Annotated in this window: 21 protein-coding genes; 8 read left to right on the forward strand and 13 right to left on the reverse strand. The window is 44.0% G+C overall.

Going from position 1 to position 26,323, the window contains the following annotated elements; genetic code table 11:
- Positions 1 to 1,194, forward strand: a 1,194-nt coding sequence (gene fabV, locus R7041_RS02590) for an enoyl-ACP reductase FabV (protein WP_318128593.1), incomplete at its 5' end; no start/stop codon positions are given.
- Positions 1,195 to 1,272: 78 nt separating this feature from the next.
- On the opposite strand, the gene R7041_RS02595 is transcribed toward fabV, so the two are convergent.
- Positions 1,273 to 2,955, reverse strand: a complete 1,683-nt coding sequence (locus R7041_RS02595; RefSeq protein ID WP_005378028.1) for an aspartate:alanine antiporter — start codon at positions 2,953 to 2,955, stop codon at positions 1,273 to 1,275.
- Between the two features lie 175 nt (positions 2,956 to 3,130).
- Positions 3,131 to 3,397: a GrxA family glutaredoxin gene (locus R7041_RS02600; RefSeq protein ID WP_005378026.1), complete on the reverse strand. Its 267-nt coding sequence runs from the start codon at positions 3,395 to 3,397 to the stop codon at positions 3,131 to 3,133.
- A gap of 377 nt (positions 3,398 to 3,774) precedes the next feature.
- Here R7041_RS02600 and R7041_RS02605 point away from each other — a divergent pair, with 377 nt between their 5' ends.
- On the forward strand, positions 3,775 to 5,019 hold the full coding sequence (locus tag R7041_RS02605; RefSeq protein ID WP_054576427.1) for an iron-containing alcohol dehydrogenase: 1,245 nt from the start codon (positions 3,775 to 3,777) through the stop codon (positions 5,017 to 5,019).
- 76 nt (positions 5,020 to 5,095) lie between these two features.
- Here the strand turns inward: R7041_RS02605 and R7041_RS02610 are convergent, their stop codons facing one another.
- The 5 genes from R7041_RS02610 to R7041_RS02630 form a co-directional block, all read right to left on the reverse strand.
- A complete protein-coding gene (locus R7041_RS02610; protein ID WP_005378021.1) occupies positions 5,096 to 5,950 on the reverse strand; it encodes a MurR/RpiR family transcriptional regulator in 855 nt (284 codons plus the stop codon).
- A 311-nt stretch (positions 5,951 to 6,261) separates the two neighbouring features.
- The gene (gene panP, locus R7041_RS02615; protein WP_005378019.1) at positions 6,262 to 7,908 is read right to left on the reverse strand and encodes a pyridoxal-dependent aspartate 1-decarboxylase PanP; all 1,647 of its coding nucleotides are present in this window, start codon (positions 7,906 to 7,908) and stop codon (positions 6,262 to 6,264) included.
- A gap of 211 nt (positions 7,909 to 8,119) precedes the next feature.
- Positions 8,120 to 8,632 (reverse strand): hypothetical protein, encoded by a 513-nt coding sequence (locus tag R7041_RS02620; protein WP_017634875.1) that lies wholly within the window; start codon positions 8,630 to 8,632, stop codon positions 8,120 to 8,122.
- 208 nt (positions 8,633 to 8,840) lie between these two features.
- Positions 8,841 to 9,746: a lysine exporter LysO family protein gene (locus tag R7041_RS02625; protein ID WP_005378011.1), complete on the reverse strand. Its 906-nt coding sequence runs from the start codon at positions 9,744 to 9,746 to the stop codon at positions 8,841 to 8,843.
- Positions 9,747 to 9,892: 146 nt separating this feature from the next.
- Positions 9,893 to 10,813 (reverse strand): HDOD domain-containing protein, encoded by a 921-nt coding sequence (locus tag R7041_RS02630; protein WP_005378009.1) that lies wholly within the window; start codon positions 10,811 to 10,813, stop codon positions 9,893 to 9,895.
- Between the two features lie 369 nt (positions 10,814 to 11,182).
- On the opposite strand from R7041_RS02630, the gene R7041_RS02635 reads away from it, so the two are divergent.
- Positions 11,183 to 11,770, forward strand: a complete 588-nt coding sequence (locus tag R7041_RS02635; protein ID WP_005378007.1) for a TfoX/Sxy family DNA transformation protein — start codon at positions 11,183 to 11,185, stop codon at positions 11,768 to 11,770.
- A gap of 193 nt (positions 11,771 to 11,963) precedes the next feature.
- Here the strand turns inward: R7041_RS02635 and R7041_RS02640 are convergent, their stop codons facing one another.
- From R7041_RS02640 to R7041_RS02650, 3 genes are all read right to left on the reverse strand, one after another.
- The gene (locus R7041_RS02640) at positions 11,964 to 12,512 is read right to left on the reverse strand and encodes a hypothetical protein (RefSeq protein ID WP_005378006.1); all 549 of its coding nucleotides are present in this window, start codon (positions 12,510 to 12,512) and stop codon (positions 11,964 to 11,966) included.
- 291 nt (positions 12,513 to 12,803) lie between these two features.
- Positions 12,804 to 13,301 (reverse strand): response regulator, encoded by a 498-nt coding sequence (locus tag R7041_RS02645; RefSeq protein WP_005378005.1) that lies wholly within the window; start codon positions 13,299 to 13,301, stop codon positions 12,804 to 12,806.
- Entirely contained in the window at positions 13,298 to 15,238 is a 1,941-nt protein-coding gene (locus R7041_RS02650; protein ID WP_064369085.1) for an ATP-binding protein, read from the reverse strand. Before R7041_RS02650 ends, R7041_RS02645 begins: the two co-directional genes overlap by 4 nt.
- A 186-nt stretch (positions 15,239 to 15,424) precedes the next feature.
- Here R7041_RS02650 and R7041_RS02655 point away from each other — a divergent pair, with 186 nt between their 5' ends.
- The 3 genes from R7041_RS02655 to R7041_RS02665 all read left to right on the forward strand — a co-directional run bounded on the left by R7041_RS02655 (position 15,425) and on the right by R7041_RS02665 (position 19,347).
- A complete protein-coding gene (locus R7041_RS02655) occupies positions 15,425 to 16,693 on the forward strand; it encodes a DUF945 family protein (protein WP_064368075.1) in 1,269 nt (422 codons plus the stop codon).
- A 137-nt stretch (positions 16,694 to 16,830) separates the two neighbouring features.
- A complete protein-coding gene (gene serC, locus R7041_RS02660; RefSeq protein ID WP_064368076.1) occupies positions 16,831 to 17,925 on the forward strand; it encodes a 3-phosphoserine/phosphohydroxythreonine transaminase in 1,095 nt (364 codons plus the stop codon).
- Between the two features lie 90 nt (positions 17,926 to 18,015).
- The gene (locus R7041_RS02665; protein WP_064368077.1) at positions 18,016 to 19,347 is read left to right on the forward strand and encodes a D-serine ammonia-lyase; all 1,332 of its coding nucleotides are present in this window, start codon (positions 18,016 to 18,018) and stop codon (positions 19,345 to 19,347) included.
- Positions 19,348 to 19,444: 97 nt separating this feature from the next.
- Here R7041_RS02665 and cydC read toward each other — a convergent pair whose 3' ends face one another.
- The 3 genes from cydC to trxB all read right to left on the reverse strand — a co-directional run bounded on the left by cydC (position 19,445) and on the right by trxB (position 24,009).
- Positions 19,445 to 21,166 (reverse strand): heme ABC transporter ATP-binding protein/permease CydC, encoded by a 1,722-nt coding sequence (cydC, locus tag R7041_RS02670; RefSeq protein WP_064368079.1) that lies wholly within the window; start codon positions 21,164 to 21,166, stop codon positions 19,445 to 19,447.
- The gene (gene cydD, locus R7041_RS02675; protein ID WP_318114524.1) at positions 21,159 to 22,946 is read right to left on the reverse strand and encodes a heme ABC transporter permease/ATP-binding protein CydD; all 1,788 of its coding nucleotides are present in this window, start codon (positions 22,944 to 22,946) and stop codon (positions 21,159 to 21,161) included. Before cydD ends, cydC begins: the two co-directional genes overlap by 8 nt.
- A 103-nt stretch (positions 22,947 to 23,049) precedes the next feature.
- Complete coding sequence (gene trxB / locus R7041_RS02680; RefSeq protein ID WP_005377991.1) at positions 23,050 to 24,009, reverse strand: thioredoxin-disulfide reductase; 960 nt, start codon at positions 24,007 to 24,009, stop codon at positions 23,050 to 23,052.
- A 359-nt stretch (positions 24,010 to 24,368) separates the two neighbouring features.
- Between trxB and R7041_RS02685 the strand changes: the two genes are divergently transcribed.
- Complete coding sequence (locus tag R7041_RS02685; protein ID WP_005377989.1) at positions 24,369 to 25,025, forward strand: 2OG-Fe dioxygenase family protein; 657 nt, start codon at positions 24,369 to 24,371, stop codon at positions 25,023 to 25,025.
- On the forward strand, positions 25,009 to 26,244 hold the full coding sequence (locus tag R7041_RS02690; RefSeq protein ID WP_064368082.1) for a cysteine desulfurase-like protein: 1,236 nt from the start codon (positions 25,009 to 25,011) through the stop codon (positions 26,242 to 26,244). The genes R7041_RS02685 and R7041_RS02690 overlap by 17 nt, the downstream gene beginning before the upstream one ends.
- Positions 26,245 to 26,323: the final 79 nt, after the last annotated feature.

Raw genomic sequence — 26,323 nt, forward strand, 5'->3', positions numbered from 1 at the left:
AAACCTAGAATTCGTGGATTTATCTGTACTACAACGCACCCTGTTGGTTGTGAAGCTAACGTAAAAGAACAAATTGCGTACACCAAAGCGCAAGGTCCAATCAAAAACGCACCTAAGCGTGTTCTTGTTGTTGGTGCATCAAGTGGCTACGGTCTATCTTCTCGTATCGCTGCGGCATTTGGTGGCGGTGCATCAACTATCGGTGTTTTCTTCGAAAAAGAAGGTACTGAGAAGAAGCCAGGTACAGCAGGTTTTTACAATGCCGCTGCTTTTGAAAAGCTAGCGCGTGAAGAAGGTCTGTACGCAAAAAGCTTAAACGGCGACGCTTTCTCAAATGAAGCGAAACAGAAAACTATCGAGCTGATCAAAGAAGACTTAGGTCAAATCGATATGGTGGTTTACTCACTGGCATCTCCAGTACGTAAAATGCCAGAAACTGGTGAATTAGTTCGTTCATCTCTTAAACCTATCGGTGAAACTTACACATCAACGGCTGTTGATACCAACAAAGATGTGATCATCGAAGCTAGCGTTGAGCCTGCAACAGAAGAAGAAATCAAAGACACTGTCACTGTAATGGGCGGTGAAGATTGGGAACTTTGGATCAATGCGTTGTCTGATGCTGGTGTTCTTGCTGAAGGTTGTAAGACCGTCGCGTACAGCTACATTGGTACTGAGCTAACTTGGCCAATTTATTGGGATGGTGCACTAGGTAAAGCAAAAATGGACCTAGACCGTGCAGCGAAAGCGCTAAACGACAAGTTAGCAGCAACAGGTGGTAGTGCCAATGTTGCGGTACTTAAATCTGTTGTAACTCAGGCGAGTTCTGCAATTCCTGTTATGCCACTGTACATCGCAATGGTATTCAAGAAAATGCGCGAAGAAGGTGTACACGAAGGCTGTATGGAACAAATCTACCGTATGTTCAGCCAACGTCTATACAAAGAAGACGGTAGCGCGGCAGAAGTTGATGAGATGAACCGCCTACGTCTGGATGACTGGGAACTTCGTGACGACATTCAGCAGCACTGTCGTGAGCTATGGCCTCAAATTACGACTGAGAACCTAAAAGAGCTGACTGACTACGTTGAGTACAAAGAAGAGTTCTTGAAACTATTTGGTTTCGGCGTTGAAGGCGTAGATTACGAAGCGGATGTGAATCCAGCAGTTGAAGCAGACTTCATTCAAATCTAATCGAATCACAGACTAGATAACCAATAAACAAAAGGCGCTCATTGAGCGCCTTTTTGTATTTCATAGTCAAAGTGAGTATTAACTTAGTATTATCAGAATCGTACCAGCTAGCGTCATTAAAATATTCGCAATCGCATAGGTACCCGCATAACCAAGGGCAGGGATGGTGGACTTAGCGTAGTCGTTAACGACATCCATAGCTGGAGCGCAAGTACGGGCGCCAATAATGGCACCGAAGAGCAGAGCACGGTTCATCTTGAGTACGTGTGCGCCAACTAAGTAAGCCAGAACTACAGGCACAACACTGACAATAAATGCCAAACCAATGACTTTTGGTCCTACTTGCGTTAGGTGCTCGAACATCTTTCCACCTGCACTTAGACCAATTCCCACCATAAAGAACATTAACCCTAGATCTTTGACCATATTCAGCGCCCCTTGTGGGACATAACCGAAAGTAGGGTGATTTGCTCGTAAGAAACCAAGCGTAATACCGGACAACAGAAGACCCACCGCATTACCCAAACTGAAAGACACCTGACCGAACGTCATTGTGATGAGGCCAAACAGAATACCCAAAATAAAGAAGCTACAAAAAGCGAGCAAATCGGCCATTTGACTGTGGATCGAGATGAAACCGATTTTTTCCGCCAGTCCATGTACTCGGCTTTTCTCGCCGCTCACTTGAAGGACGTCCCCTTTAGCGAGCACAATGTCTAAGTCCATAGGCATTTCAATCTGAGCGCGAACTACGCGGTTTAAGAAACAGCCAAACTCAGACAAATTCAAATCCGATAAACGCTTACCAGCGATAGCGTCACTTTTTACGACGATTTCTTCTTCAACGATGCGCAAATCAAGCAAGTTACGGTCGAATACTTCTTTACCATTACGGAAGCTAGGGTCTAAGCGAGCATGGCTGTCAGGGAAGCCAACCAGTGCAATTTCATCTCCCTCTTGCAAGATAGCATCACCATCTGGGTGGGCGAGAATACCATTGCGACGGATTCGTTCAATGTAACAGCCAGTTTGACGATAAATACCCAGTTCTCGCAAGTTTTTACCATCAGTCCAGTCAATTAGCTCTGGGCCCACTCGGTAAGCTCGAATAATGGGTAAATACACTTTTCTCTGGCTTGAATTTCCAAGGCCACGCTCTTGTGCGATTTGCTGCGCGGAATCAGAAAGGTTTTGTTTTTGCAGTTTTGGCAACAATTTAGCAAACATGATCATGCTAATTAAGCCGACCAGATAAGCCATCGCGTAGCCTACGGATAGATTTTCTAATACCAGAGAAAATTCCATATTCCGCGGTATAGTCGCAAGGCCAGAGTTAAGAGCATCTTGTGCACCAACCAGTACTGGCGTTGCGGTCAATGCGCCTGCCATCATACCGGCGGATAAGCCAAAATCGAGGCCGAAATAGTGACTCAAACCATACGTTAAGCTGACCGCAGACACGAGAACAGTCATGCTTAAAATAAAATAATGCTTACCATCTCTGAAGAATATACCAAAAAAGTTTGGTCCAGCTTCAATGCCAACGCAGTAGATAAACAGCATAAAGCCAATGGTTAAAGCTTCTGCATTAAATGAGAAACCAAGGTGGCCCATTACCAAAGAGGTAATAAGAACGCCAATAGAGTTGCCTAATTGTAATTTGCCAAATCGAATTTTTCCGATGGCAAGGCCAATGGCTAATACGACGAAGATTAGAAGGATAGGGTTTTGCTCAAGAAGGTATACGACGTCTATGTTCACTGTGTGGCTCGGTAGAGTGTGTGCCAAAAAAGATTAAGAACTGTGAATTGTAACTAAATATAGCAAAAAGATAAGTGAATTTTTTTAGGTTTTACCATTAGTTGACTTAACGTAATAACCAGCTGAAAAATAATAAAAAAGCCGCATGAAGCGGCTTTTTTGAAAACAGTCTTTATTACTCGTCAAATAGACCTAGGTGCTCTTTCGCGTATGCTTCGAATTCGTCGCAGCCACCGATGTGCTCTTGGTCGATAAAGATCTGAGGAACGGTTTCAACTGGTTTACCAACTGTTTTCTCAAGATCTGCTTTAGAAATACCCTCAGCGTGAATATCAACGTAACGGTAGTTGAAGTCATCACGTTTTGCTTTTAGCGTTTCTGCGTGCTCTTTTGCACGAACACAGAAAGGACATGCAGGGCGACCAAAGATAACAACGAACATAATCTTATTTCTCCTAAATCTATTCTTTTTTGAAAGCGTACAAAACATAGCGGCTGAGTGCGCTTTCTTTTGTTGGAGTAACTATGCCCGATCCAGATACGGAAATAAAGCGGCAATTACCTCTTGGTTCTATAGGTGAAATCTATCGAATAAAAACTAAACGCGCGTGCTTATTTTACGGCTCTGAAGTATGTGAAGTGACGCATAAAAAACATACATTCTAAAGGGTTAATGATGGCAAGGTGGAATTGGTCAATTTTTTTTGTTTAAAAAAATAGCAATCTATTTTGGCTATACGCAAATAACTTCAACTCTTACATAAGTGTTAAATCAGAGGGCGAGAGGTTATTTGGGTATATTCTTTTGGGAGGGTGTGTATGTTTCAGTTTATGACTGCAACAAGGATTATATTTGGTGAAGGTGCACTTCAATCTTCATTGTCCGTTATTAACCAATTTGGCTACAGTGTTTTGCTGGTTACTGGGCAGGATACCCAACGAGCCGCCCCCATTATCCAATATCTTAAAGCTCAAAATATGCGTTACCAGCACGTAGCTATCGTTGGTGAACCATACATCACGATGGTAGAAGAGACCGCAGTGCTCGGTAGAAAATTCCAACCTGATATGGTGGTTGCGATAGGTGGTGGCAGCGTCATCGATATGGGCAAAGCCTTAGCTGCCATTATTCCCAATCAAGGCAATGTTTACGATTACGTAGAAGTGGTAGGAAGAAGCGTCCCTTTAAAAGCAAAGCCTCTTCATTTTATTGCAATTCCTACGACAGCAAGCACCGGTTCAGAAGTGACCAGAAATGCTGTGCTGAAATCTGGACAAGATAAAGTGAAAGTGAGTCTTCGAAGCCCTGATATGCTCGCAGACGTTGCCATTGTAGACCCGACACTTACTTACGGGACCGACCAATACACATCTGGACGTGGCGCAATGGATGCGTTCACTCATTTAATGGAAGCGTATGTGTGTGGTGAGCCAAACCCTCTTACTGATATGGTCTGCGAAGAGGGGCTACGCCGTTTAAGCCGTTCAGTGATTGCCGCTTGTAAGCAAGATAATCATAAGGCGCGCTCTGATTTATCGTTCGCTGCATTGCTTGGTGGTATGGCGATTACTAATGCCAAATTAGGTGCTGCTCATGGGTTAGCATCGGCGTTAGGAGGCAAGTTAGACGCCCCCCATAGCGTTATTACGGCTCGCCTAGCTCCGCACGTGATGCAGGAGAACATTAACGCTGCTAAACTCGCGGGTAGGAATGATGTGATAAGTCGTTATCGTAAGCTGGCCCAATTAGTCACTGAGCGAGTAAATGCTAACGAACACGATGGAATTCTTTGGGTAAATATGGTGCTAGATAAGTTAGCGTTACCGCTACTGGCTCAATTTGGAGTATGCCAAACCTCTTTTGAGCAAGTGGCGAATGATGCGCTTAAATCAATGGCAATCAAAGGGAATCCTTTACCTCTTAATCAGGAACGTTTGATACACATATTGCAGCAAGTCTGTGATTGTAGTGGAGAGTGTGTAGCAGAGAGTGCACAACATGTCAGTTCTGTTGAAGTACTGGAATCAAGAACGGACTTATCGAGTGTCAACGACTTAGGGTGATTGCTCCCTTAGCAGCATTAAAACAAAAGGGGAGCCTTGAGCTCCCCTAGATAAAGTATTGACTAAGCTTTAGTGCTTAGTACTGGCTTAGTTTGTCATAGCGACTGTCTTTCAACGCATCTTTTACGCGTTTTAGGTTCTCACGGAAACCTGTACCACGGCGAAGAGTGAAGCCAGTTGCTAGCACATCAATCACTGTCATTTGTACAACCCGGCTTGCCATTGGCATGTAAACGTCGGTATCTTCTGGAATATCGAGCGTGATGGCCAGCGAGCTTGCCTTTTCTAGAGGAGAATCCTTCGCTGTAATCGCAATAACCGTTGCGCCATTTTCACGAGCAAGGTTCGCTATTTCTACCTGACTCTTTGTTCGACCGGTATGAGAAATAAGAACCACAACATCATTATCACTGCAGTTGATACAACTCATGCGCTGCATAACAATATCTTCAAAACAAGTAATTGGAATATTAAAGCGAATAAACTTGTTTTGTGCGTCTCGGGCAACAGAAGATGATGCACCAAGGCCAAAGAATGAAATGCGCTTCGCTTGCGTTAGCAAATCGACCGCACGGTTGACTTGCATTGGATCTAGGCTATTTTTCGCGACATCTAAACACGCCATCGTCGATTCGAAAATCTTATGGGTGTACGCGTCTGGGCCATCGTCTTCTTCCACATTACGGTTAACGTAAGGGGTGCCGTTTGCTAGGCTCTGTGCCAAGTGAAGCTTAAAATCTGGAAAGCCCTTGGTGTCCAGACGACGACAGAAGCGGTTTACAGTGGGCTCACTAACGTCAGCCATTTTAGCCAGCGTTGCAATGCTTGAATGAATTGCAGTTTGTGGAGACGCCATAATTACTTCCGCAACTTTGCGCTCTGACTTACTGAAATTCTCCAGGTTTTTTTGAATTTTTTCTAATGTATTCATAGTGTTCACGAGGGTATAGAGAACAACTCGCTGGCTCTGCTAACGAAAGGAAACACGAAGATTCCGGAGTAGAGTGGGGCGTTAACGAAAACAACCAGCGCCATAGAATCAGTATAAACCTGATCTTCAATCAGTCTAAACCAATAACGGGTACTATTTAGTGAGAATTTGACAGGCCTCAAACAAAATGTTGTAAAAACTACAGAATTGGATGTGTAAACGAAGTTTTGTTGCGCTAGTCGCACGATAATGATGTTTGAGTTACATCAAAACGAAAAAAAATTTCAAATTGATGTAACTCGATCTGGCTGTTAAGACGATTGAATATCAACAACCAGCTGTTGAATCCTTTTCATCAAATTTGGTGCTTGCTTGGCGATTTCGCGTTGTTCATCAAGCACTGAGCTCAAAATTTCTTTTGTGGTCAGTGGATTTGCCAAAACCACTCTAAACACTATCGTATTCATGCGTTGCCATTGGTCTGGGTTCAGTCTTGTACGTGAAACGAACGATTTGCCCGTTTCGCGCTGACGCTTTTGAATAAACTGTGTTAACTCATTGATCAGCTCATTCAGTTGTTCTTTTTGTGAGCCTTCTGCTTGTGCTAATGCTTCACGGATGAATGGCGGCAAATAACGGTATGTGAGCAGACAAAGCTCTGGTTCAGAAACTAATTCGAAATCATCTTGCTGTTTGATTAAATCCGCAAAGTAGCGAGCTTTTTCAATGCTTTGGTCAATAAGAAGCTCATAACCTGGGCGACTTATGATGTGCATTGCGGCGTAGACCAACATCGCCATACCCGAACGTGAACCTTCTAATGTATGGCTGCCTAGGTCTTTTGAACCTTTGCGCAATATATATTGAGCGTGATGTTCTATGGATTTCATTGCGTCAGGGTCTTTGAACAGAACCATACCAGCGCCCATCGGGATGTAGAGCTGCTTGTGCGCATCAATAGTTACTGAGTCTGCCATTTCCACACCTTTAAGAAGGTGACGGTGATGGTTCGACATAAGTGTTGCGCCACCCCATGCGGCATCTACATGGAAGTGACAGCCGTGAGCTTGGCAGACTTCAGCGATTTCAGGCAATGGATCAACATTACCTGTCTCTGTTGTGCCTGCCACACCAATAACAGCAATAGGCTTGATATTTTGTTTTTCGAGCTCAACAATTTTCGCTTTCAGGTCGTTGACAATAATACGGTTGTTGGCATCGGTTTTAACCGCAACCAAGCCCTCTTGGCCTAGCCCTAATACATCGGCTGCTTTCTTAAGGGAGTAGTGACCACGCTCAGACACTAGCACCGCTAAGCCATCATAGCCATAGTGCTTCATGGCTTTAAAAAGGCCTTCCTTTTCCACACCTTTAAATGAGCCATTGGCTCTTAACGCTTTGTTACGTGCTACCCAAAGCGCAGTGATATTGGCAATGGTGCCGCCGGAACAAAATGCGCCTAATGAGTGGTTTGCACTGTGCATCCACTGATTGTAAAACGTATCATTCTGACCATATATCAAGCGATGCAGCATACCCAAAACTTGACGCTCAAGTGGCGTAAAGGCTTTGGAAGTCTCTATTTTTACCAGGTTTTGGTTTAAGGCGATCATGATCTTTGACAGTGGCATCAAGAAATAAGGCAGTGCCGATGTCATATGACCAATGAAGCTTGGTGAAGATGTGTGAACTGAGTGCGACACCAAAGTGTCGAGTAAGTGCTCTGTATGATCTGACACGAACTCTGGCTGCTCAGGAATCTGAGCAGAAGAAAAGTCTTTTTCGATTTCGCGTAAAGGCTTTTCTTCTGCCACGATGTGTTCACGAAGAAATTGATTTAGATTTCGCGAGAGGCTCTCGTCAATTTTAGTTAACGTTGAGTCCGGACCTTCTGGGACAGTGAAGATCTTTAGCAAGCTCTCAAAGCTAACATCAGCGGTTTTTTGTTCCTTAACCATAGCAAAGAATCTTTGTAGTTATTTTGGTAATGCGAGCGGCACAATCTAAACTAAAACGGGCGCAAAGTCCCGTTTTAATTGTTGAAACCCAAGTTGTAGAAATGAAAATTTTAGGTGAAGGTTACGATATTCACATTAAAAAATTCTAGATTGAGTACGTTAAAACACTCTGATGTTATCGAATGCGAATCAACGACTAATGCGAGCAATCTTAGTCACATTTCTGCTTTTCAATCTTTTCTATTGACTGATTGTACTTATTAAGTGCGGTATCAATTTGTTGGGGATGACTAAGCAGATCAGCGAATGCTGAACGAAGCTCGTAGTTTTTTGGGTGGTTAGTTGATTGACGGTCGCTAAATGTCTGTTTTGCAACTTCACCTAACTTATCGCTTCGGGTCGCTAACTGCTTAACGTCATGTTGCTCTAGTTTTAACCATGCTTCGATTGGCTGTTCCGTCGCAACGCGGCTAGGGTCGTTCTCTAGAAAGTAGTGAACCGCTTCGCGGTTTAATTCAAAGTGATGTTTACGTCCATCCAAGAACCATTGACTAACTTCTTTCAGATCTGGATATTGGGTAACCGTCAAATCAACAAGATCTTGATACCACTGTAGTGAGGCATCGACGTAGCCATCGTATTTGCTAGCAAGACATTGTTGATCTGCGGCAAGCGTAAAAGTTGAGCTTGTAGCGAGGAGCGCTGCAACGACAAAGCGTTTCATTCTTCTTCCTTCTGGTTGTTATCCCTTTATTAACGCAATGCACATCAGTTGATGTTTCTCCCTTCTTTCTATTTGGTCGTGACAAATCGTTGGGCTGAATGACGAAAAGAAAGAGGGGTCTTGCCAAAAAATATTGACCACTTTGACGTTAACTGGGTATTTAAATTTTTGCCGTATTGTAATGGATGTTAAAGCGAAAACCTGAGATCTAGCTAGCAAGTGATACAAAGAAAAGCATCATAACTGGTACCAATAAACTCAAAATAAAGCCGCTAACGATAGCAACAGGAACACAACGCACACCACCGGTAGTTTGAATAACGGGTAGGGTGAAGTCCATTGCTGTTGCACCGGCATAACCAATTGCGGTGCACGGATAGCTACGAATAAAGAGAGGAATGGCAACCAGTGCGACTAACTCTCTCATCAATTCAATCAAGAACGACGCGCCACCAAATACCGGACCAAAAGCGTCACCCATTAAAATACCTGCGAGTGAATACCAGCCAAAACCTGAAGCCATTGCGAGTGCTTGATAAAGAGGAAGATCCAAAAGCACCGCTGCAAGAACGCCACCAAGCATACATGTTGCGATGACAACAGCCGCAATGGCCATTCCTTGTTTATTTAATAGGATTTGACGCAGAGTAAGTCCACTATTGCGCAGCTGAATACCAATAAAAAATAGAAGTAGAAAGAGTATCCATTCGCTTGCTGTATCTACCCAACTCAAATCAATGGGTAACAGCAGGCCAACCACTAACCCTCCGCCAACGACCACAATAAGCTTAACAGACTCTAAAGCCATCGAAGATAACGGTAGCTTCTTTTGATTCTGATTGGTCTGGAGTGGAATAATTTTATCAATAATAGGCAGAGCCAACAGGTTGCAGGCACTTAGACACAAAAAAAACGTACTCGCATAGAGGAGAATACTTTGTAAGTTGCTGCTTAAATTATCGAGCGCCGCCAAACTAAGACCCATCAACGACAAAATGACGTAAATAAGGTAGGACGTTGACTGATTGATCTTCTCCAATAACGAAGATCGAGATATAGGAATTAGATACCCCACCACAAGCGGAGCGAAAATAAATAGCATCCCTGAAAACATAAAGCTCAATGATTCCTTTTTGAGATAACATCAACACGCATAAATCAAATTATCTATCGGTTGAAATTAGAGATATTTCACCACACACAGCTCAGCCTTGAGCGAATCGTTTTATCACGGATAAGGTATTATCAGAAAGCGATAAATTACAAACCGCTAGCATTGAGTACAGCACGGATTTGATCATTGAAGTCAGTATCACTCATGTTACTAAGTTCATACAAGACTTCTGCACCAGTTAAGTTGAATTCAACTTCGTGTTCGTCAATGCGTTCATCGTGATTGCGAAACATCAATAAATGATGCGCAATTCTAGCGATGTCGAGATAACTCACTTCTGGTCGCGTTAATTCGTATTTTTCGTTTGAGGATACTTCTCTGAAGTCGTTGTCAAATCCCCAACGCTCAAGCACTAGTTTACTTGTGGCAGAACAACGTGTTTGGAAGATTTGCAATGCAATATCTGGGTCTAAGTAATTGCCCCTATCTAAGTACAAGTGGTACTCATTAATTAGGCAAAATAACCCAATATCGGCTAATAGACCGACCAATAACGCCTTTTCTTGCTCTAGATGGCCATAAGTGCCTGGCTCGTGGCTACGAAACGATTGAACCAACATCACCATGACGGCACCGAGCTCACGCGATATCGCGGCACTCTTCACCAAGATGGCATTGCATTCTTTAGTGAGATTAACTGAGTGTTTAAGTTGCTCAATCGCTTGTGCGGTAACAATATCACGTACACGAAGTATTCCGAGACGAGATACCGCTGTAGTTAAGTCGTTGCAGGTGATATTTCTGCGATTGAAAATCACAGAGTTAGCGACTCGTAAAACGACCGCTGCTAATCCGGGATCTTCCAATAAACAGTTAGCAACATCGGCAATCGTGGTGTGTTCTTCGACACATAACTGCTGAATTTTAAGCACGACATCAGGAATAGGAGGTAACGAAATCTTACCCGTGGCGATGGACTGTTCTACCAGCTGAGCAAACTCGGATTCCAGTGCGTTTATAAGCTTATCTTTATTATTTGGCAGCCAAAAAAATGATAAATGTTCCATTGTGACGCTGTACTTGAGATCTTTCGTACAGTGTACCCTTACAGCGTATTCTTTATCAATTAAATGCGTATTATGTGCCCGTAATTGCCAGCGAGATCATAATGATGGCGTGTTTTAGGCATGCTATGCGTCAAAAAAATATCACCACACAAACAATAAGTGTGAAACTAATCACGTATGCAGAATTTATACTTTTTTATATGTGACCTATGTCCTAACTTATTTTTCAACGTTAAGTATGATTAAGCAAGTTGGTGAGCACAACTCACAAAAATATCGCCAACAAATCGACATTTATAATTCGCTATAAGCTGCTGTTTATCTGGTGACATCGCTAATCGGGGTAATTTATTCAGATTAAAGAGGTCAATGGACATGACAGACCAAGCTTTTTTTAAATATGTACGCACCTTCAGTGAGTACCAAAAACGTTCTATGTTCGGTGGTATTGGTTTATTCACCGATGATGCTATGTTTGCGCTTGTCAGCAATGATTGCTGCTACTTACGTGGTGGTAATGGGCTAGATGAAGTGTTTACTCAACTGAGCTGTGAGAAGTATAAGCACGTCAAAAAACAGACGACGGCAACCGTAAATTATTATGATGTAACCGATTTATTCGAATCCGGATATGTAGGGCTTGATGAACTGGTACAGAAATCAATTGAATACTCAATTAAGGAACGGAAATATCAAAAGTCCTCTGCCAGTAGACGCTTAAGAGACTTACCCAACATGCAACTAACCCTTGAACGTATGGTCAAGAAAGCCGGTGTTGATGACGTAGAAACCTTTTTAGAACTTGGACCTGTAAAAGTCTTCAACAAAGTTAAAACGGCTTACGGTAATGATGTTGATGTAAAGCTACTGTGGAAATTTGCTGGTGCAACTGATGGCGTACATTGGAAACTGATCCAAGAGCCGCGTAAAAAACAGTTATTGGCACTGTGTGACTAAGCGAAGCTGATCGCACAATGATTGACTCGTTTCGATGGAGTTAGCGGGTCGTAAAGGCAAGTGTGAAAAGCGGAAAAAGGACGTTGAAGTTTTTTACCACTTCATTGAGTTAGTCATTAAATTAGACAAAAAAACCGAGGCAGAGACCTCGGTTTTTGTTTTTTTAATTTGCTCTTTTCTTATAGCACAAATCTTAAAACTTAAAACGCGTAGTGAACATTACCTGATCACCGTAAAAATCGTTGATACGTGCTTCAGCACCCAAAGAGAAAAGCTCTGTTGAGTGGAATCGAGCGTAGGCAGAGCCAGTCCAATCGTCATCGTTATCGATAGAAACGTAGCCGACTTTGCCGCCTACTTCTAATTGAGGGCCCAACCATTGGCGAACACCTAAGTTAAGCTCCATACCAACATCTGTGCTGCTCTCATTCGAAGGTTGCACAACGCGCATTAGCATTTCACCAGTAAGATCTGCCCAGTTGTTTAGCGGAGAATGGAAGCCAAAGCCTGCAGCTGAGTCAAAATCACTTTCAAACTCAGAGTCAATACGAGCAATAACATGCGCGTTCGGGTGAATTGATTTGCTGAATCCAGCACCAAATGTCACAGGACTTGCGCCAATACGTGCTTCGAAATAGTCGTAGCTAAAGTTGCTCATAGTTGCTGGCGCATTGCGATCGTTTGCAGCTAGGGCATGGCTTGATGCCACTAGTAAGGCAGCGGCTAATAGTGTTTTACGCATAACTAACGATAAACCTTGTTCATTATTTCCATGGATTCAAGCAACCACTTGAACCGTAATCTGATTTGTCCGACATCATAATAAAAAGGAAGGTCCACGACCAACAAAAATGTGTCGATGTTTTGTCAATTAACTTAATAGTTCCTTGGTTTAAGCAAAAACTACGCCATATACGTAGTGTCCGAGAATTTCACTCGGACAAGTAACGATGTTTTTCTAACCTCATTCGACTATGCGAGGTTAGGTGGTGCAATGAGCATCGTTGAGTTCAAGTTAGAACCAAACACTTTATTACTCGCCAAAGCTTGCTCTTCTTTCTGCCATGGCGTTGAGGATTGCCTCAGAATCAAGGATTTGAGTCCAGGATAGCAGGTTATCATCATTCTCAATCACAAACGCGGTAAGCTGAGACACGATTGCTTTTCTCAATGCTTCACCTTTCCAAGGTTTGGCAATGTAATAATCGAGACTCGCGTTATTTACGGCTTCTACGGTGTCTTCCAAACCAGCTTGTCCTGTGAGTAAAACTTTGCGCGCTGCTTTTGTGTCACCATTTTGACTGAGTTCGATTAAGAAGCTGATCCCAGTTTGTTCCGGCATAATGTGGTCACATAAAATGAGCGCAAGCTGAACTTCTTCTTCCGCCATCTCCTCAATCACTTGCCGAGCTTCAGTCACCGATTCCGCTCCTTCGACGACAAAGTTCTCCTCGAAGGGAGCAAGATCTTGGAGCACGCTATCCAAGACTTCTCGTTCGTCATCGACACATAAAATTAGATACTTGGTCATGTTTCATCTCCTTCTTCGATGACTGGTAACCAGACGGTCATTCGTGTGAACTGGCCGATCTCTGATTCGACGTCAATCCACCCTCTGTGTGCTGTTACGATTTGCTGGCAGATGGACAGCCCGATGCCTAAGCCAAAATTACCTTCTTTTTTTGTGGTGAAGTTCAGCTCGAAAATGGCGTCTCTTTGCGATTCAGGAATGCCACATCCATTATCTTCAAATGAGATAACGGCATAATGTGTGTGCTCTTTTTCTACAAGGCGTGTTTGTATGTTTAACACACCTTTCTCTGGAAATGCGTCAATGGCGTTAGAGACCAAGTTCGTCCACACCTGTTGGAGTGCGATCGGTTGACAAAGGATGGAAGGCAAGTTTGCATAGTCGGTTGAAACTTGGTGCATTTTTAATTTGTTCTCGAAAATCACCAAGGTGTCTTCAATGCCCTCATGAATATCGGCATAGTGCAGGGTCTCATCATCTGACCGAGCATATCCTTTCAGGCTTTTTACCATATCAGCAATTCGTGCTGCACAGACATTAATTGAGCGAAGTGTAGAACCTGCTTTGTGGTATTGCTCTAGTGTATTGAGAGCATGATAAGACGTTTGCTGCTTTCTCGTTAGTTGGGTAAGTAGCTCGTGATCGGATTCTAAACCAAGGCTCACCACTTTCTTTGCCAACGCTCGGTCTGGAAGAGTATGGCTAAGCGCTTTTACGCGTGATCTGAGCTCGGCGGTTGAAGCGGGTTTTGAGGTTTGCGCTTTGTTCAGTAATTCAATGCCTTTGGTTTGTATATCGGAACTGGGCGCATCGTTAAGTAATCGTTCTAGTGTATGCGTTAAATTCTCTACGCCTCTTAATATCGCGGCTACTGGATTGTTTAGTTCGTGGGCCACTCCCGCAACCAATTGACCAAGCATCGCCATTTTTTCTCTTTCAATGAGCTGCTGGTGGGCTGATTCTAAAGATTCGAGCGTTTTTTGAAGTTGCAGTTTGGTGTTGATGCTTCTTTGCAATCGGCGGTTGAAGTGGCGTAAGAGCAAGTTTGTAAAAAGAGGCAGTAAGTTTGAGTCGCTTTGCATCACTTTATTGAATACGTTGCGATCGAGTTTGATAACTTCTGTTTTGGTTAGTGTTAGAGCTGTCGAGAAAGAACATTCCCCAGTAACAAACGACATGCCTCCGACAATATTCCCTTTGTTATGGCGTACAACCTCTCGCTGCATGCCTTGCTCATCGCGCTTGTACAGAGCCACTTCACCTTCGGTGATAAACCACAAAAAGCTATTTGGCTTGCCTTCCACGGTTAACAAATGTTCAGGTGAGTATGTACGGCACGCTCTTGTTTCGTCATTATCTTTGAAAAATTGCTGGAGAGCGGAGATCACTTGCTCGGCTAACTCGGCATCAGACATCGAGTGGTAGTCGTGTAAGAATCCGGCTTGATAATGGCTCATCTGGTTATTGATGTGCGCTCGCAACAAGCTGTGATGATCCAATATCTGACTGTAACTTAGCAGGTCTTCTTTGCCATTTCGCAAGATAAATTGGGTCAGCTCTTTTTGCACTGTGTTAAATAAGACGTGATCTGGCAAAGGTTTAGTGAGGCAGTGGTCGAGCCTGCCTTCATTAACGGCAGTGAGAATTGCTTCTATATCAGACGAGCAGCTAATAAGAATTTTTCTTGCTTGCTCGGTATGTGGCATCCGGTCTAAACCAATAAGAAAATCCACGCCGTTAAAATGAGCGTGATGGCTCGCTATAACTAAAGCAACAGTCTGTTCTCTTTCTTCTAGATACTCTAAAGCGCTTTGAGCCTCTTCTATCGATTCGACAGAAAATATATCAAACTTACTTGAGAAGGCAGACAGCTCCAATCGAAACTGTTCAGCACTGATTGGGTTGTTGTCGAGACACAACACAGCATAACGATTCACAGATGTTTTAGCTCCGGTTAAAACTTCGCCACGCAAACTTTAACAATAAAAGGACATGATGAGTGGGAGCCAAGTATGATTCCTGATTAATGGACTAGAATAAGCATCAATAGTCTGATTTGTCTCAATGTTTTCTCCGCAGGTGGTTTGGGGTAGACTGACCGAAAATATCTAATAAGTGACGTTATGCAAAATCTTAAAAAAATCGGCGCCATTGGTGGTGCTATCTCATTAGCACTGTGTTGGCCATTGGCTGTCGGACAAATTGGTCAGTCCATCATTGAAGATGGTATTACCAATATGAATGATGAAATGATTAAAGGTGAAGTGGTCGAGTATCAGCGTGGCTACTTGTCTTCAGTCGTGCTGACTCGTTATTCAGTTGTTGATCCTGAGCTTAAAACTCAGCTAGAGCGTGATGGTATGCCAACGACGTTTGACGTAACCAGTGATGTTAGCCACGGTCTAACAAGCCTAACAGCTGATTCAAAATTGGTGGACAATGACTTTTTGCCTCTCACGATGCATAGCCAGACTCAACTAAATGGCAATACAGCATTTATCCTCGACCTAGACAGTTGGCATTATCGTAACGAAGCGCAAGGTGTTTCTGTTTCTACAAGCCCTGCAAAAGTAACAGGTGATGTGACGGTATTGGGTGATCTCAATTACCAAGTTTCCGTTCCTTCTGTTCAAGTGGATTTTGAAAACGGTGAAGAGCTTCATCTGAATGCATTGACAGGGCAAGGTAAAGGAAAGCAAGCAAAAGGCTACTGGTTAGGCGAGCAATCTTTCTCTCTAGAGAAGCTGGATGTGGTTGATGCGAACTTGACGCCTGTCTTTTTGATTGAAAATGCGAGCTACCGTGGTAACACTACGATGAGTGAGTCTGGTGATAAGCTGAACAGTCAATTAAACCTAGATGCTAAGAAACTACGTTTAACTGATGGGACGGATGTCGATAACTTTAAGTTGGATTTCTCAATTGCAGATGTGGATAGCCAGTCTTTTGATCAAATTATGTCTATCTATCAAGGCTCTCCTATGCTAGATGAGCAGGAAATTGCGAATTTATTGCCGCATGTCGATACGCTGTTTAGCAAAGGTTTTGATTTATCCGTGAACGAGCTTTCACTCGCGTTCGGTGACGGCAAGTTCCACAACGAGTGGCAACTATCCATCCCTGAAGGTACTGAGCATATTACTCAAGATCCAATGAAGTTGGTGACGGCCACTACTGGTGAACTTAGCACTTACTTCTCTGATGAATTAGTAACGCATTACCCATTTATTCAAGAAGGGATTGATGAGCTCCTTATTATGGAGTTGATCGAAAAAGTAGAGGGCGGTTATCAATTAAAAGCAGAAATTGGTGAAGGCAAATTGAAGTTCGAAAATGGGCATGAGTTCCCATTGGTGGCTCTACTTATGCCTGCTTTGATGCAACAACAGTAATTCGTGTTGTTGCGAATTTGTTCCAATTCAACGCTTAGTCTTTAAAAAGAGGTCGTAAGACCTCTTTTCTTGTTTTTATCACTGCGAAAACGTGATATTAATTTCGTAATATTTACATAGCAGGAGCAATGAGCATCATGGAACAAAATACGGACAACGTATTTAACTTCAGTGCAGGGCCAGCAGGTCTGCCTAAAGCAGTTATGCAGCAAGCACAACAGGAACTAATCGATTGGCAAGGTCTTGGCACTTCGGTCATGGAAATCAGTCACCGAAGCAAAGAGTTCATCAAAGTTGCAGAAGAAGCCGAGCAGGATTTACGTGACCTTCTGAATATTCCGGACAACTATAAAGTGCTGTTCTGCCAAGGTGGTGCTCGTGCTCAGTTTGCTGCTGTTCCTCTAAACTTACTTGGTGATGCCGATACGGCAACTTACATCAATGGTGGTTATTGGGCTGAAAGCGCGGTAGCTGAAGCGAAAAAATACTGCGAACCAGACGTGTTTGATGCAAAAACAGAAATCAACGGGAAAGTCGCGGTTCTACCTGTAAGTGAATGGAAAATTGCTCCAGAAGCGGCTTACGTTCACTTCTGTCCAAATGAGACCATTGATGGTATTGAGATTAACGATCTTCCTATCACCGACAAACCGATTGTTGCTGACATGTCTTCGACAATTCTTTCTCGTGAAATCGATGTGTCTAAATACGGTGTGATTTACGCGGGCGCTCAGAAAAATATTGGTCCTTCCGGCATTGCTATTGCTATCGTGCGCGATGATTTATTAGGTATGGCGAAGCAGGTTCTACCAAGTATCTTGGATTACACTGTTTTGGCAGAAAAAGAATCAATGTTCAACACGCCACCAACCTTTGCATGGTACCTGTCTGGTCTTGTTTTCAAATGGCTGAAGGCACAGGGCGGAGTAAAAGCGATTGAGCAAGTGAACCGCGCTAAAGCCGCGCTACTGTATGATTACATCGATCAGTCTGATTTCTACCGTAATGGCGTGCACTCAGCGAACCGTTCTTTGATGAACGTTCCATTTCAACTTGCTAAGCCTGAACTGGATGCAACCTTCCTTGAGTTAGCAGACTCTAAAGGGCTGAAAGCGCTAAAAGGTCACCGAGCAGTTGGTGGTATGCGAGCATCCATTTATAACGCAATGCCGCTTGAAGGCGTTCAAGCGTTAGTAGACTTCATGCAAGAGTTTGAGAAAAACTACGCGTAAGCTCAAACTGATAACTGATATTTGTTCTCCAAAGCGTCGCTATTGCGGCGCTTTTGTTTATCTCAACTCACATCATTCCAGGAAGGTAAAATGACCAAGGCAAATATTGAAGCGCTGACTAAGCAGTTCCCACTCTTGGCAGCACTTATTGATCTTGAAGAGGTTTGTTGGTTTAACCCCCATATCACTTCCTTGGAGGAAGGCTTACCTCATGTCGGGTTAGATGAAAAAGATATTCAAGCGGCGAGTGAACGGCTAGCACGATTTGCGCCTTATTTGATGAAAGCGTTTCCCGAAACGGAAACGTCGCGTGGCGTTATTGAGTCCGCAGTGGTGGATATTCCCAATATGAAAGTGCGTTTGGAGCAGCAATACGACACACCAATATTGGGCCATTTAATGCTCAAAAAAGACAGTCATTTGCCAATTTCTGGTTCGATCAAAGCGAGAGGTGGTATTTATGAAGTGCTCACTCATGCAGAAAAGTTGGCGTTTGAAGCCGGCTTGCTCTGTGAAAGCGATGATTACAGCAAATTGTTCAGCAATGAGTTTCGGCAGTTTTTTAAGCAGTACAGTATTGCAGTTGGCTCAACCGGCAATCTTGGTATGTCCATTGGTATCATGAGTGCGAAGCTGGGTTTTTCAGTTTCAGTCCACATGTCTGCGGATGCGCGGGAATGGAAGAAAAATAAGCTCCGGTCACATGGTGTTAATGTCGTAGAGCACCAAGAAGATTATGGTATTGCTGTCGAGCAAGGTCGTAAAGAGGCAGAAAAAGATCCCAACTGTTTCTTTATCGATGATGAAAACTCACGGACGCTGTTTCTAGGTTACTCTGTTGCGGGTGAGCGTCTTAAGCAGCAGTTTGATGACTTGGGAATCGTGGTTGATGAGCATCATCCATTGTTTGTTTATCTTCCTTGTGGTGTTGGCGGCGGGCCTGGTGGGGTGGCATTTGGCTTGAAGGTAGCGTTTGGCGAGCATGTCCATTGTATTTTCGCGGAGCCAACGCACTCCCCGTGCATGCTGTTGGGCGTACATACAGGCTTGCATGACGATATTTCGGTACAAGATTTGGGTATCGATAACATCACCGCCGCTGATGGCTTGGCAGTCGGGCGTGCCTCGGGATTTGTCGGAAGAGCGATGGAAAGGCTACTTGATGGTTTTTACACCATTGATGACGCTCGTATGTATCACCACTTGGGTGAGTTAAGTGAACTGGAAGGTATTAATCTAGAGCCTTCTGCATTAGCCGGTATGATTGGGGCAGTGCACGTCTCGAATAACCATGCTTATCAGTCTCAAATGAAATTTGACGAAGAAAAACTCAAAAACGCAACACATCTTGTTTGGGCAACTGGTGGGGGCATGGTTCCGAAAGATGAAATGGCGGCTTATCTCAAAAAATCTGGTCGGTAAATCAGCACTGTATACGTGCTTAATTAGGTAACTAATAATACAGGAATAACAAAAGGGCTCATCGTTTGATGAGCCCTTCTCGTCACTGAAAATCGAATTATAGAGATTGTAATAGCTGGTAGTAACGACCTTTTTGAGCGAGTAGCGTTGGATGGTCGCCTTGTTCGATGATCTCACCTTGTTCCATCAAACAGATGCTATCCATACTTTCTAACTCTATCAGTCGGTGTGTAATGAATACTACTGTCTTATTAGCAAAGTGTTCATTGAAAAGCGCCATCACTTTTTGTTCCGTACGTTTATCGAGGCCTTCAGTCGGCTCATCTAAGAGTAGGATTGGGGCATCACGTAGCAATGCTCGAGCAATACCGATTCGGCGTTTCTCACCACCAGATAACTGACGACCGCCGTCGCCTAACCAAGCGTCTAAACCCGGCTCTTCAAGAAGTCCGCCAAGCTCGACTTTTTGTAAAATAGTAGACAGTTGCTCATCACTTGCGTCCGGAGCGGCCATGAGTAAGTTGTCACGTAGTGTCCCGTTTAGTACATCTACGCGTTGACTGACCACTGTCATTGCTGCTCGCAGGTCCGACTCGCTCCAATCTTGCAGTTTTGTACCACCGATTCGAACTTCACCTTGGTTTACATCCCAGTAGCGACAAAGAAGCTGAATCAGTGTTGATTTACCTGAACCTGTTTGACCTACAATTGCAGTTTTAGTGCCCAACGGTAGTGAGAGTGACAAGTCTTTCAGCACCTTTTGCTGACCGTCAGGGTAAGTAAAATCTATGTTGTCGAATTCAATGTCTAACGTTGTGTCTTTATGTTTCGACAGCTCAGGGAAGACAACGTCAGGTTCAGCCAAAATTACTTCATTTAAACGACGAGCAGAGGTCAACGTTTGACCGAGATACTGGAATGCGCCCGCGATAGGCATCAGAATCTCAAAGCTCGCCATGGTTGCAAACGCAAACAGCGCAATCCAAGGATCAGGAGCACGACCACCTACGCCGTCTGCAGCAAACCAAAGCATCACAACCAGTGTAAGGCCGTTCACCAGCATAAGCAGGCCTGAAGCCATGCCCGTTAAATTCGCGTTCACAAATTGGTTAGACAGCAACTGCTTCTGCTTCTCTAGAATGAGATTACGATAACGTTCTTCTGCTCCAAAGATACTCAGTTCACTGTAGCCTTGAAGCCAGTCCAGTGTCGCCACTCGCAATTGCGCTTTATGATGAGTGAGATTCTCGCCATTACTTTTACCAAGTTTATAGAACAACACTGGCCATACAAACAACATGACGGTAAGAATCGAGCCAAGCAGCAGCGCGAGATGCCAATCAAAGAACGCCAGGACAGCCGTTAAACTCAATATGCCAAAAACACCAATCACGACAGGGCTGATAAGTCGAAGGTAAACGTGATCCATCGCATCTACGTCCGCTACTAGGCGGTTGAGCAGATCGGCATCACGCATCGTAGAAACACGACCCGGAATCAGTGGTGCAAGTTTCTTAAAGAAGAAGATACGTAGATCGGTAAGCAGCTTGAACGTTGCATTGTGGCTAACGACACGTTCTCCCCATCGACCTGCGGTTCGAGCCATTGCAGCGCCGCGTACCCCGGCACCTGGTAACATGTAGTTGAAGGTCTCACGAGCAACCGTCAAGCCTGCCACCGCTGCGGCTGAAATAAACCAACCTGATAGCGTTAATAAGCCAATAGATGCCGCTAAGGTCAGAAATGCCAGTAGCATACCTAGCGAAAGACCAAACCAGTGTTTCTTATAGAGTTTTAGATAAGGGAGTAAATCACGCATCTAAGTTCCCCTTGTCTGTTTCACGTTGTGCGAGGTTCGCTTCCAACATGTCTTTAAATAAGCCATATTCTGTCGACAGTGTGGCGTAATCACCACGTTGAACAATCTGGCCGTCCTGCATAACAAGAATTTGCGATACGTTTTGTAAAGGCGCAAGTTGGTGAGTAATCATCAAATTCGTTGTGGCATGCGCATACTTGTTAATGCCTTTCATCACGAGTTTTTCACTGCGAGCATCTAAGCTTGCGGTTGGTTCATCTAATAACCAAAAACGACCATTTTGTAGCATGGCGCGAGCCAGTGCTAAACGCTGCGCTTGGCCGACAGATAAACCACCAGAACGATCAGATATCGGATAATCCAACCCATGCATTTCAACAAATTCAGCAGCGTGAGAGTCATTCAACACAGAATGTACGTCTGCATCCTGAATATTGTGCTTACCTAGTGTGATGTTATCTCGAATGCTACCGTGTAATAGCATCGGGTTTTGACCAATCCAGCTTACTGCCTCTCGCCATGTGGCTAGATCCAGTTGCGACAATTCACAACCATTAATCTTCAAGCTACCTTGATAAGGCATGAAACCGAGGATGGTGTTTACCAAGCTTGTTTTACCTGCGCCACTTGGTCCAACTAAAGCCGTACTTTTGTTGGCTTCAAGAGAGAAGGATAGGGGACCTGCGAGCTGCTTACCTTCCGGACTAAAAATGGTTAACTGGTCCGCTTCAATATGGATAGGGCTGTTTTTATCTAACGCTTGGGTACCATCTTTGATTTGATCGACTTCCAAATCCAGAAATTCGACAATGCTTTCTGCTGCGCCAACCGCTTGCTGTTTCGCATGATAGAACGTGCCCAAATCACGTAATGGCTGATAAAACTCTGGCGCAAGAATCAGAATGAACAAACCAGCAAAGAGCGTAACACCCGTGCCGTAGTAGCCGAAGTCCAGCTCCCCGATATAACTAAAGCCAAAGTAGACAGCGGTAATTGCGATAGAAATAGAAGTGAAAAACTCTAACACCGCAGAAGACAGAAACGCGATTTTCAGAACGTCCATGGTACGAGTACGAAAGACTTCTGAAGCACCCTTAAGAGTTTCAGTTTCAGATTTTGTTCTATCGAATAAGCGAATGGTCGTCATTGCTTGCAAGCGGTCATAAAAGTGACCCGACAAACGCTGCATTGCTTTAAAGTTTTTACGGTTTGCTTCTGCGGCTTTCATCCCAACCAGTGCCATGAAAATAGGCACTAGTGGTGCAGTGACCAGGAAGATCAAGCCTGCTGCCCAGTTTACTGGGAATACGACAACCAAAATGATGAAAGGCACTAGTACCGATAATGACATTTGAGGCAAGTAGCGTGAGAAGAAATCTTGCATATCTTCTACCTGCTCTAAGATGAGCGTTGCCCAACTGCCAGCAGGTTTGCCTTTGATGTAAGCTGGCCCAAGTTTATGAACTTTATCTAAAATGAGTTGGCGAATATAAACTCGAATTTGCTCCCCGCAACGGTAACCGGCAAGCTCTCGACCCCAGGTACAAGCAGCTCGACCGATAACCGTGCCACCGAGCCCAACAAAATGCCAAATGAGGTCGGCTTTGTCGACTTGGTCAATGATTAACTGGTGCAGAATGGAGGCGAGCAGGACTGCTTGAGCCAATAAAAACACGCTTGAAAGTACGCCTAGGCCTATCGCAATCATAAGCCAGCGCTTGGCTAACTTACTTTGTTGCTTCAGCCACTTATTCAAGCTGCTTTGCTTTTTCTTATCCATCGTGAAGGCTTAATGATAATTGTTTTAATGAGGCGGTAGTATACAAAAGAAAACCCAGCGGGAATACCGCTGGGCTTTAAGGATATGACACAAATGTGAAAAGTTATTTGTCACCAAGTGAGTCTAAGAAACGTTCAGCATCTAATGCAGCCATACAACCTGTACCTGCAGAGGTGATCGCTTGACGGTAGTTGTGGTCCATTACGTCGCCAGCTGCAAATACACCTTCGATACTAGTTTGTGTTGCGTTGCCTTCAAGACCTGATTGAACGATGATGTAGCCATCTTTCATGTCTACTTGGCCTTCAAAGATTTGTGTGTTTGGCTGGTGACCAATTGCGATGAATGCACCCATTACATCGATATCTTCTGTCGCACCGCTGTTCACGTCTTTAATGCGGACGCCCGTTACGCCCATATCGTCACCCAGTACTTCATCGAGAGTGCGATCGGTATGAAGAACGATATTACCGCTTTCAACTTTATCCATCAGACGTTTCACAAGGATCTTCTCTGCGCGGAATGAATCGCGGCGGTGGATCAGGTGAACTTCTGACGCAATGTTAGATAGGTATAGCGCTTCTTCAACAGCCGTGTTACCACCGCCCACAACTGCAACTTTCTGATTACGGTAGAAGAAACCGTCACAGGTTGCACAAGCAGAAACGCCGCGACCTTTAAATGCTTCTTCAGACTCAAGGCCAAGGTATTTTGCTGATGCGCCGGTAGATATGATTAAGGCATCACAAGTGTACTCACCTGAGTCGCCTTTTAAACGAAATGGGCGTTGTGATAGCTCTACTTCATTGATGTGATCAAATACGATTTCAGTTTCAAAACGCTCGGCGTGTTCTTTCATGCGATCCATCAATGCTGGACCTGTCAGTCCCTCAGCATCGCCTGGCCAGTTTTCAACTTCAGTTGTGGTGGTTAGCTGACCACCTTGTTGCATTCCCGTCACAAGCACAGGGTTTAAGTTTGCACGCGCTGCGTAGACGGCAGCTGTGTATCCTGCAGGACCAGAACCAAGAATTAATAATTTACAGTGTTTTACGTCGCTCATTATGGCTCCAAAAAGGGCGTAACATTTCCCTCGATTGTATGGAAATTCTTAGTGCTTTAAAAGCATAAACAACGATTGTGATCGAATAATTGGTTATAGATTAGAACCCACTAAATATTGATTGAGAACGTTGACTTCTAGCATAAAATTCTATTCGTAGTAGAGAAGTCTAGTTTCAAATATTGTCAAAGCGTAAAACTGAAACATGGCTCTGTTTTTGTGGTTTGGTTTGGTTTGTTATGTTGTTTTCGTCGTTTTGTTGAAGCTATCAACGTTAAAAGCTGGTAATTGCAGAATATTTGCGTAACCTAGTGTGTAAATTAAATGTTAATTAATGTGCCTCATTAAAGGAGCAAATGATGTTACATTCACGTGAGAATACTCTACATTTAACACAGCTCAGCATGGCAGCAATTGAGCAGCTTTCCCCATCGTTTGAAGAACTGCCTCGTACCGAACATGCAGATGGTCAGTATCGACTACGACGTTATTCTGTGGTTGGTTTTGATAACGGCAAAGTCATCGACTTAAATAAAAATAGCTTTGTTCAATCCTCTGATATCAACCGATTTCAAGGTGATGTTGTAAGACAATTCGAGCCAATTGAGAAGGATATTCTTACCAGCGATGGCTTTCGAGAAATGTGTGAATTGTTTGTCAATGCGAATCATCTGCCAAACGGTCAAGAAATAGAAATTCACCAAATCCGTATCAGGGCACTGGAAGAAGAAACCCAAGTAGCACCTGAAGGTGTGCACCAAGACGGTTTTGATCACATTGCAATGGTTGGTGTGGGACGCCATAACATCATCGGTGGCGACATCATGCTGTACAGCAGCCATAACCAAGCCCCATTTTTCCGTAAAGTGCTAGAAACCGGAGAGGTCGCAATCTTGGCTGATAGCAAGCTGTGGCATAACGCGTGCCCAATCCGCTCTGTTATTGATGACGAAGCGGGCCATATGGATGTATTTGTACTCACGGCTACGGATAAGCGTAATGAACTTCAATCTTAATCAGATCAGAGAGCAATTTCCGGCGTTGGCTCAATACCACAACGACAAGCCCGTGACGTTTTTTGATGGTCCAGGTGGCTCACAAGTGCCTCAATCAGTACTAGACAGCATGGTAGGGTATTTAGGTCGTTTCAACGCTAACTTAGGCGGGCATTATTTTTCTAGCCAAGTGACCGTTGACGTAATGCAAAATGCGCGTGAGTCGGCTCAGGCTCTACTTAATGCACCTTCATCTGGCAATATTGTCTTCGGTGCCAATATGACCTCGCTAACCTTTCAGCTTAGTCGCGCGATTAGTCGAGATTGGCAAGCAGGAGATGAGATCATTGTTTCCGCTTTGGATCACTATTCAAATGTATCCAGCTGGCAGCAAGCGGCAGAAGATAAAGGCGTTACGGTTCATCAAGTTCGTATCAACGAAGAAGATTGTACGCTGGATATGGAGCATTTAAGCCGCCTTCTTTCTGATAAAACGCGCCTTGTCGCTGTGACTTATGCATCGAACACGACGGGCTCTATTGTGGATGTACTGCAAGTAGTCAGCATGGCGCACAATGTTGGGGCACAAGTTTATGTGGATGCCGTCCATTATGCGCCTCATCATTTGGTTGATGTTCAAGCGTTAGGTTGTGACTTTTTAGCTTGCTCAGCTTACAAGTTTTTCGGACCGCACGTTGGTATTGCTTACATAGCCGATCAGTGGCTCCACAGTATTCGCCCTTACAAAGTCGAGCCTGCCACTAATATAGGCCCAGGTCGATTTGAAACAGGAACGCAAAGTTTTGAAGGTCTTGCTGGTGTCGTTTCTGCGGTTGAGTATCTGGCTCAATTTGGTGAAGTCGGTTTACCTCTTCGCCAACGATTGGAGCAAAGCTACCAACTGTATGAACAACATGAGCAGCGCTTGAGTGAGCGTTTCTTACAGCGTTTGAATGCATTAGATGGTGTCAATCTATTCGGTATCGTAAAGGAAGATAGCCAACTCCGCACGCCAACTTTTGCGCTAACGTTTGACCGATATTCTCCAGAGTTCATCGCGAAAACACTGGGTGAACATAACATTTGTGTATGGAATGGTCACTTTTATGCGTTGGGCTTAGTTCGTCAACTTGGTTTAGAAGAATCGGGTGGTGTAGTGCGAATTGGTTGTATGCATTACAACACAATAGAAGAAGTCGATATGTTATTCGATGTGCTAGAAAGCATCCTTGACGCATAACTAACGATTTCTTCCTAATAGAAAAACAAAAGCTCGAGTCAAACTCGAGCTTTTTCGTTTTTATTTGAATCAACGCGTT

Origin of the sequence: Vibrio sp. 1751, assembly GCF_033339895.1 — a bacterium.
Taxonomy (GTDB): domain Bacteria; phylum Pseudomonadota; class Gammaproteobacteria; order Enterobacterales; family Vibrionaceae; genus Vibrio; species Vibrio alginolyticus.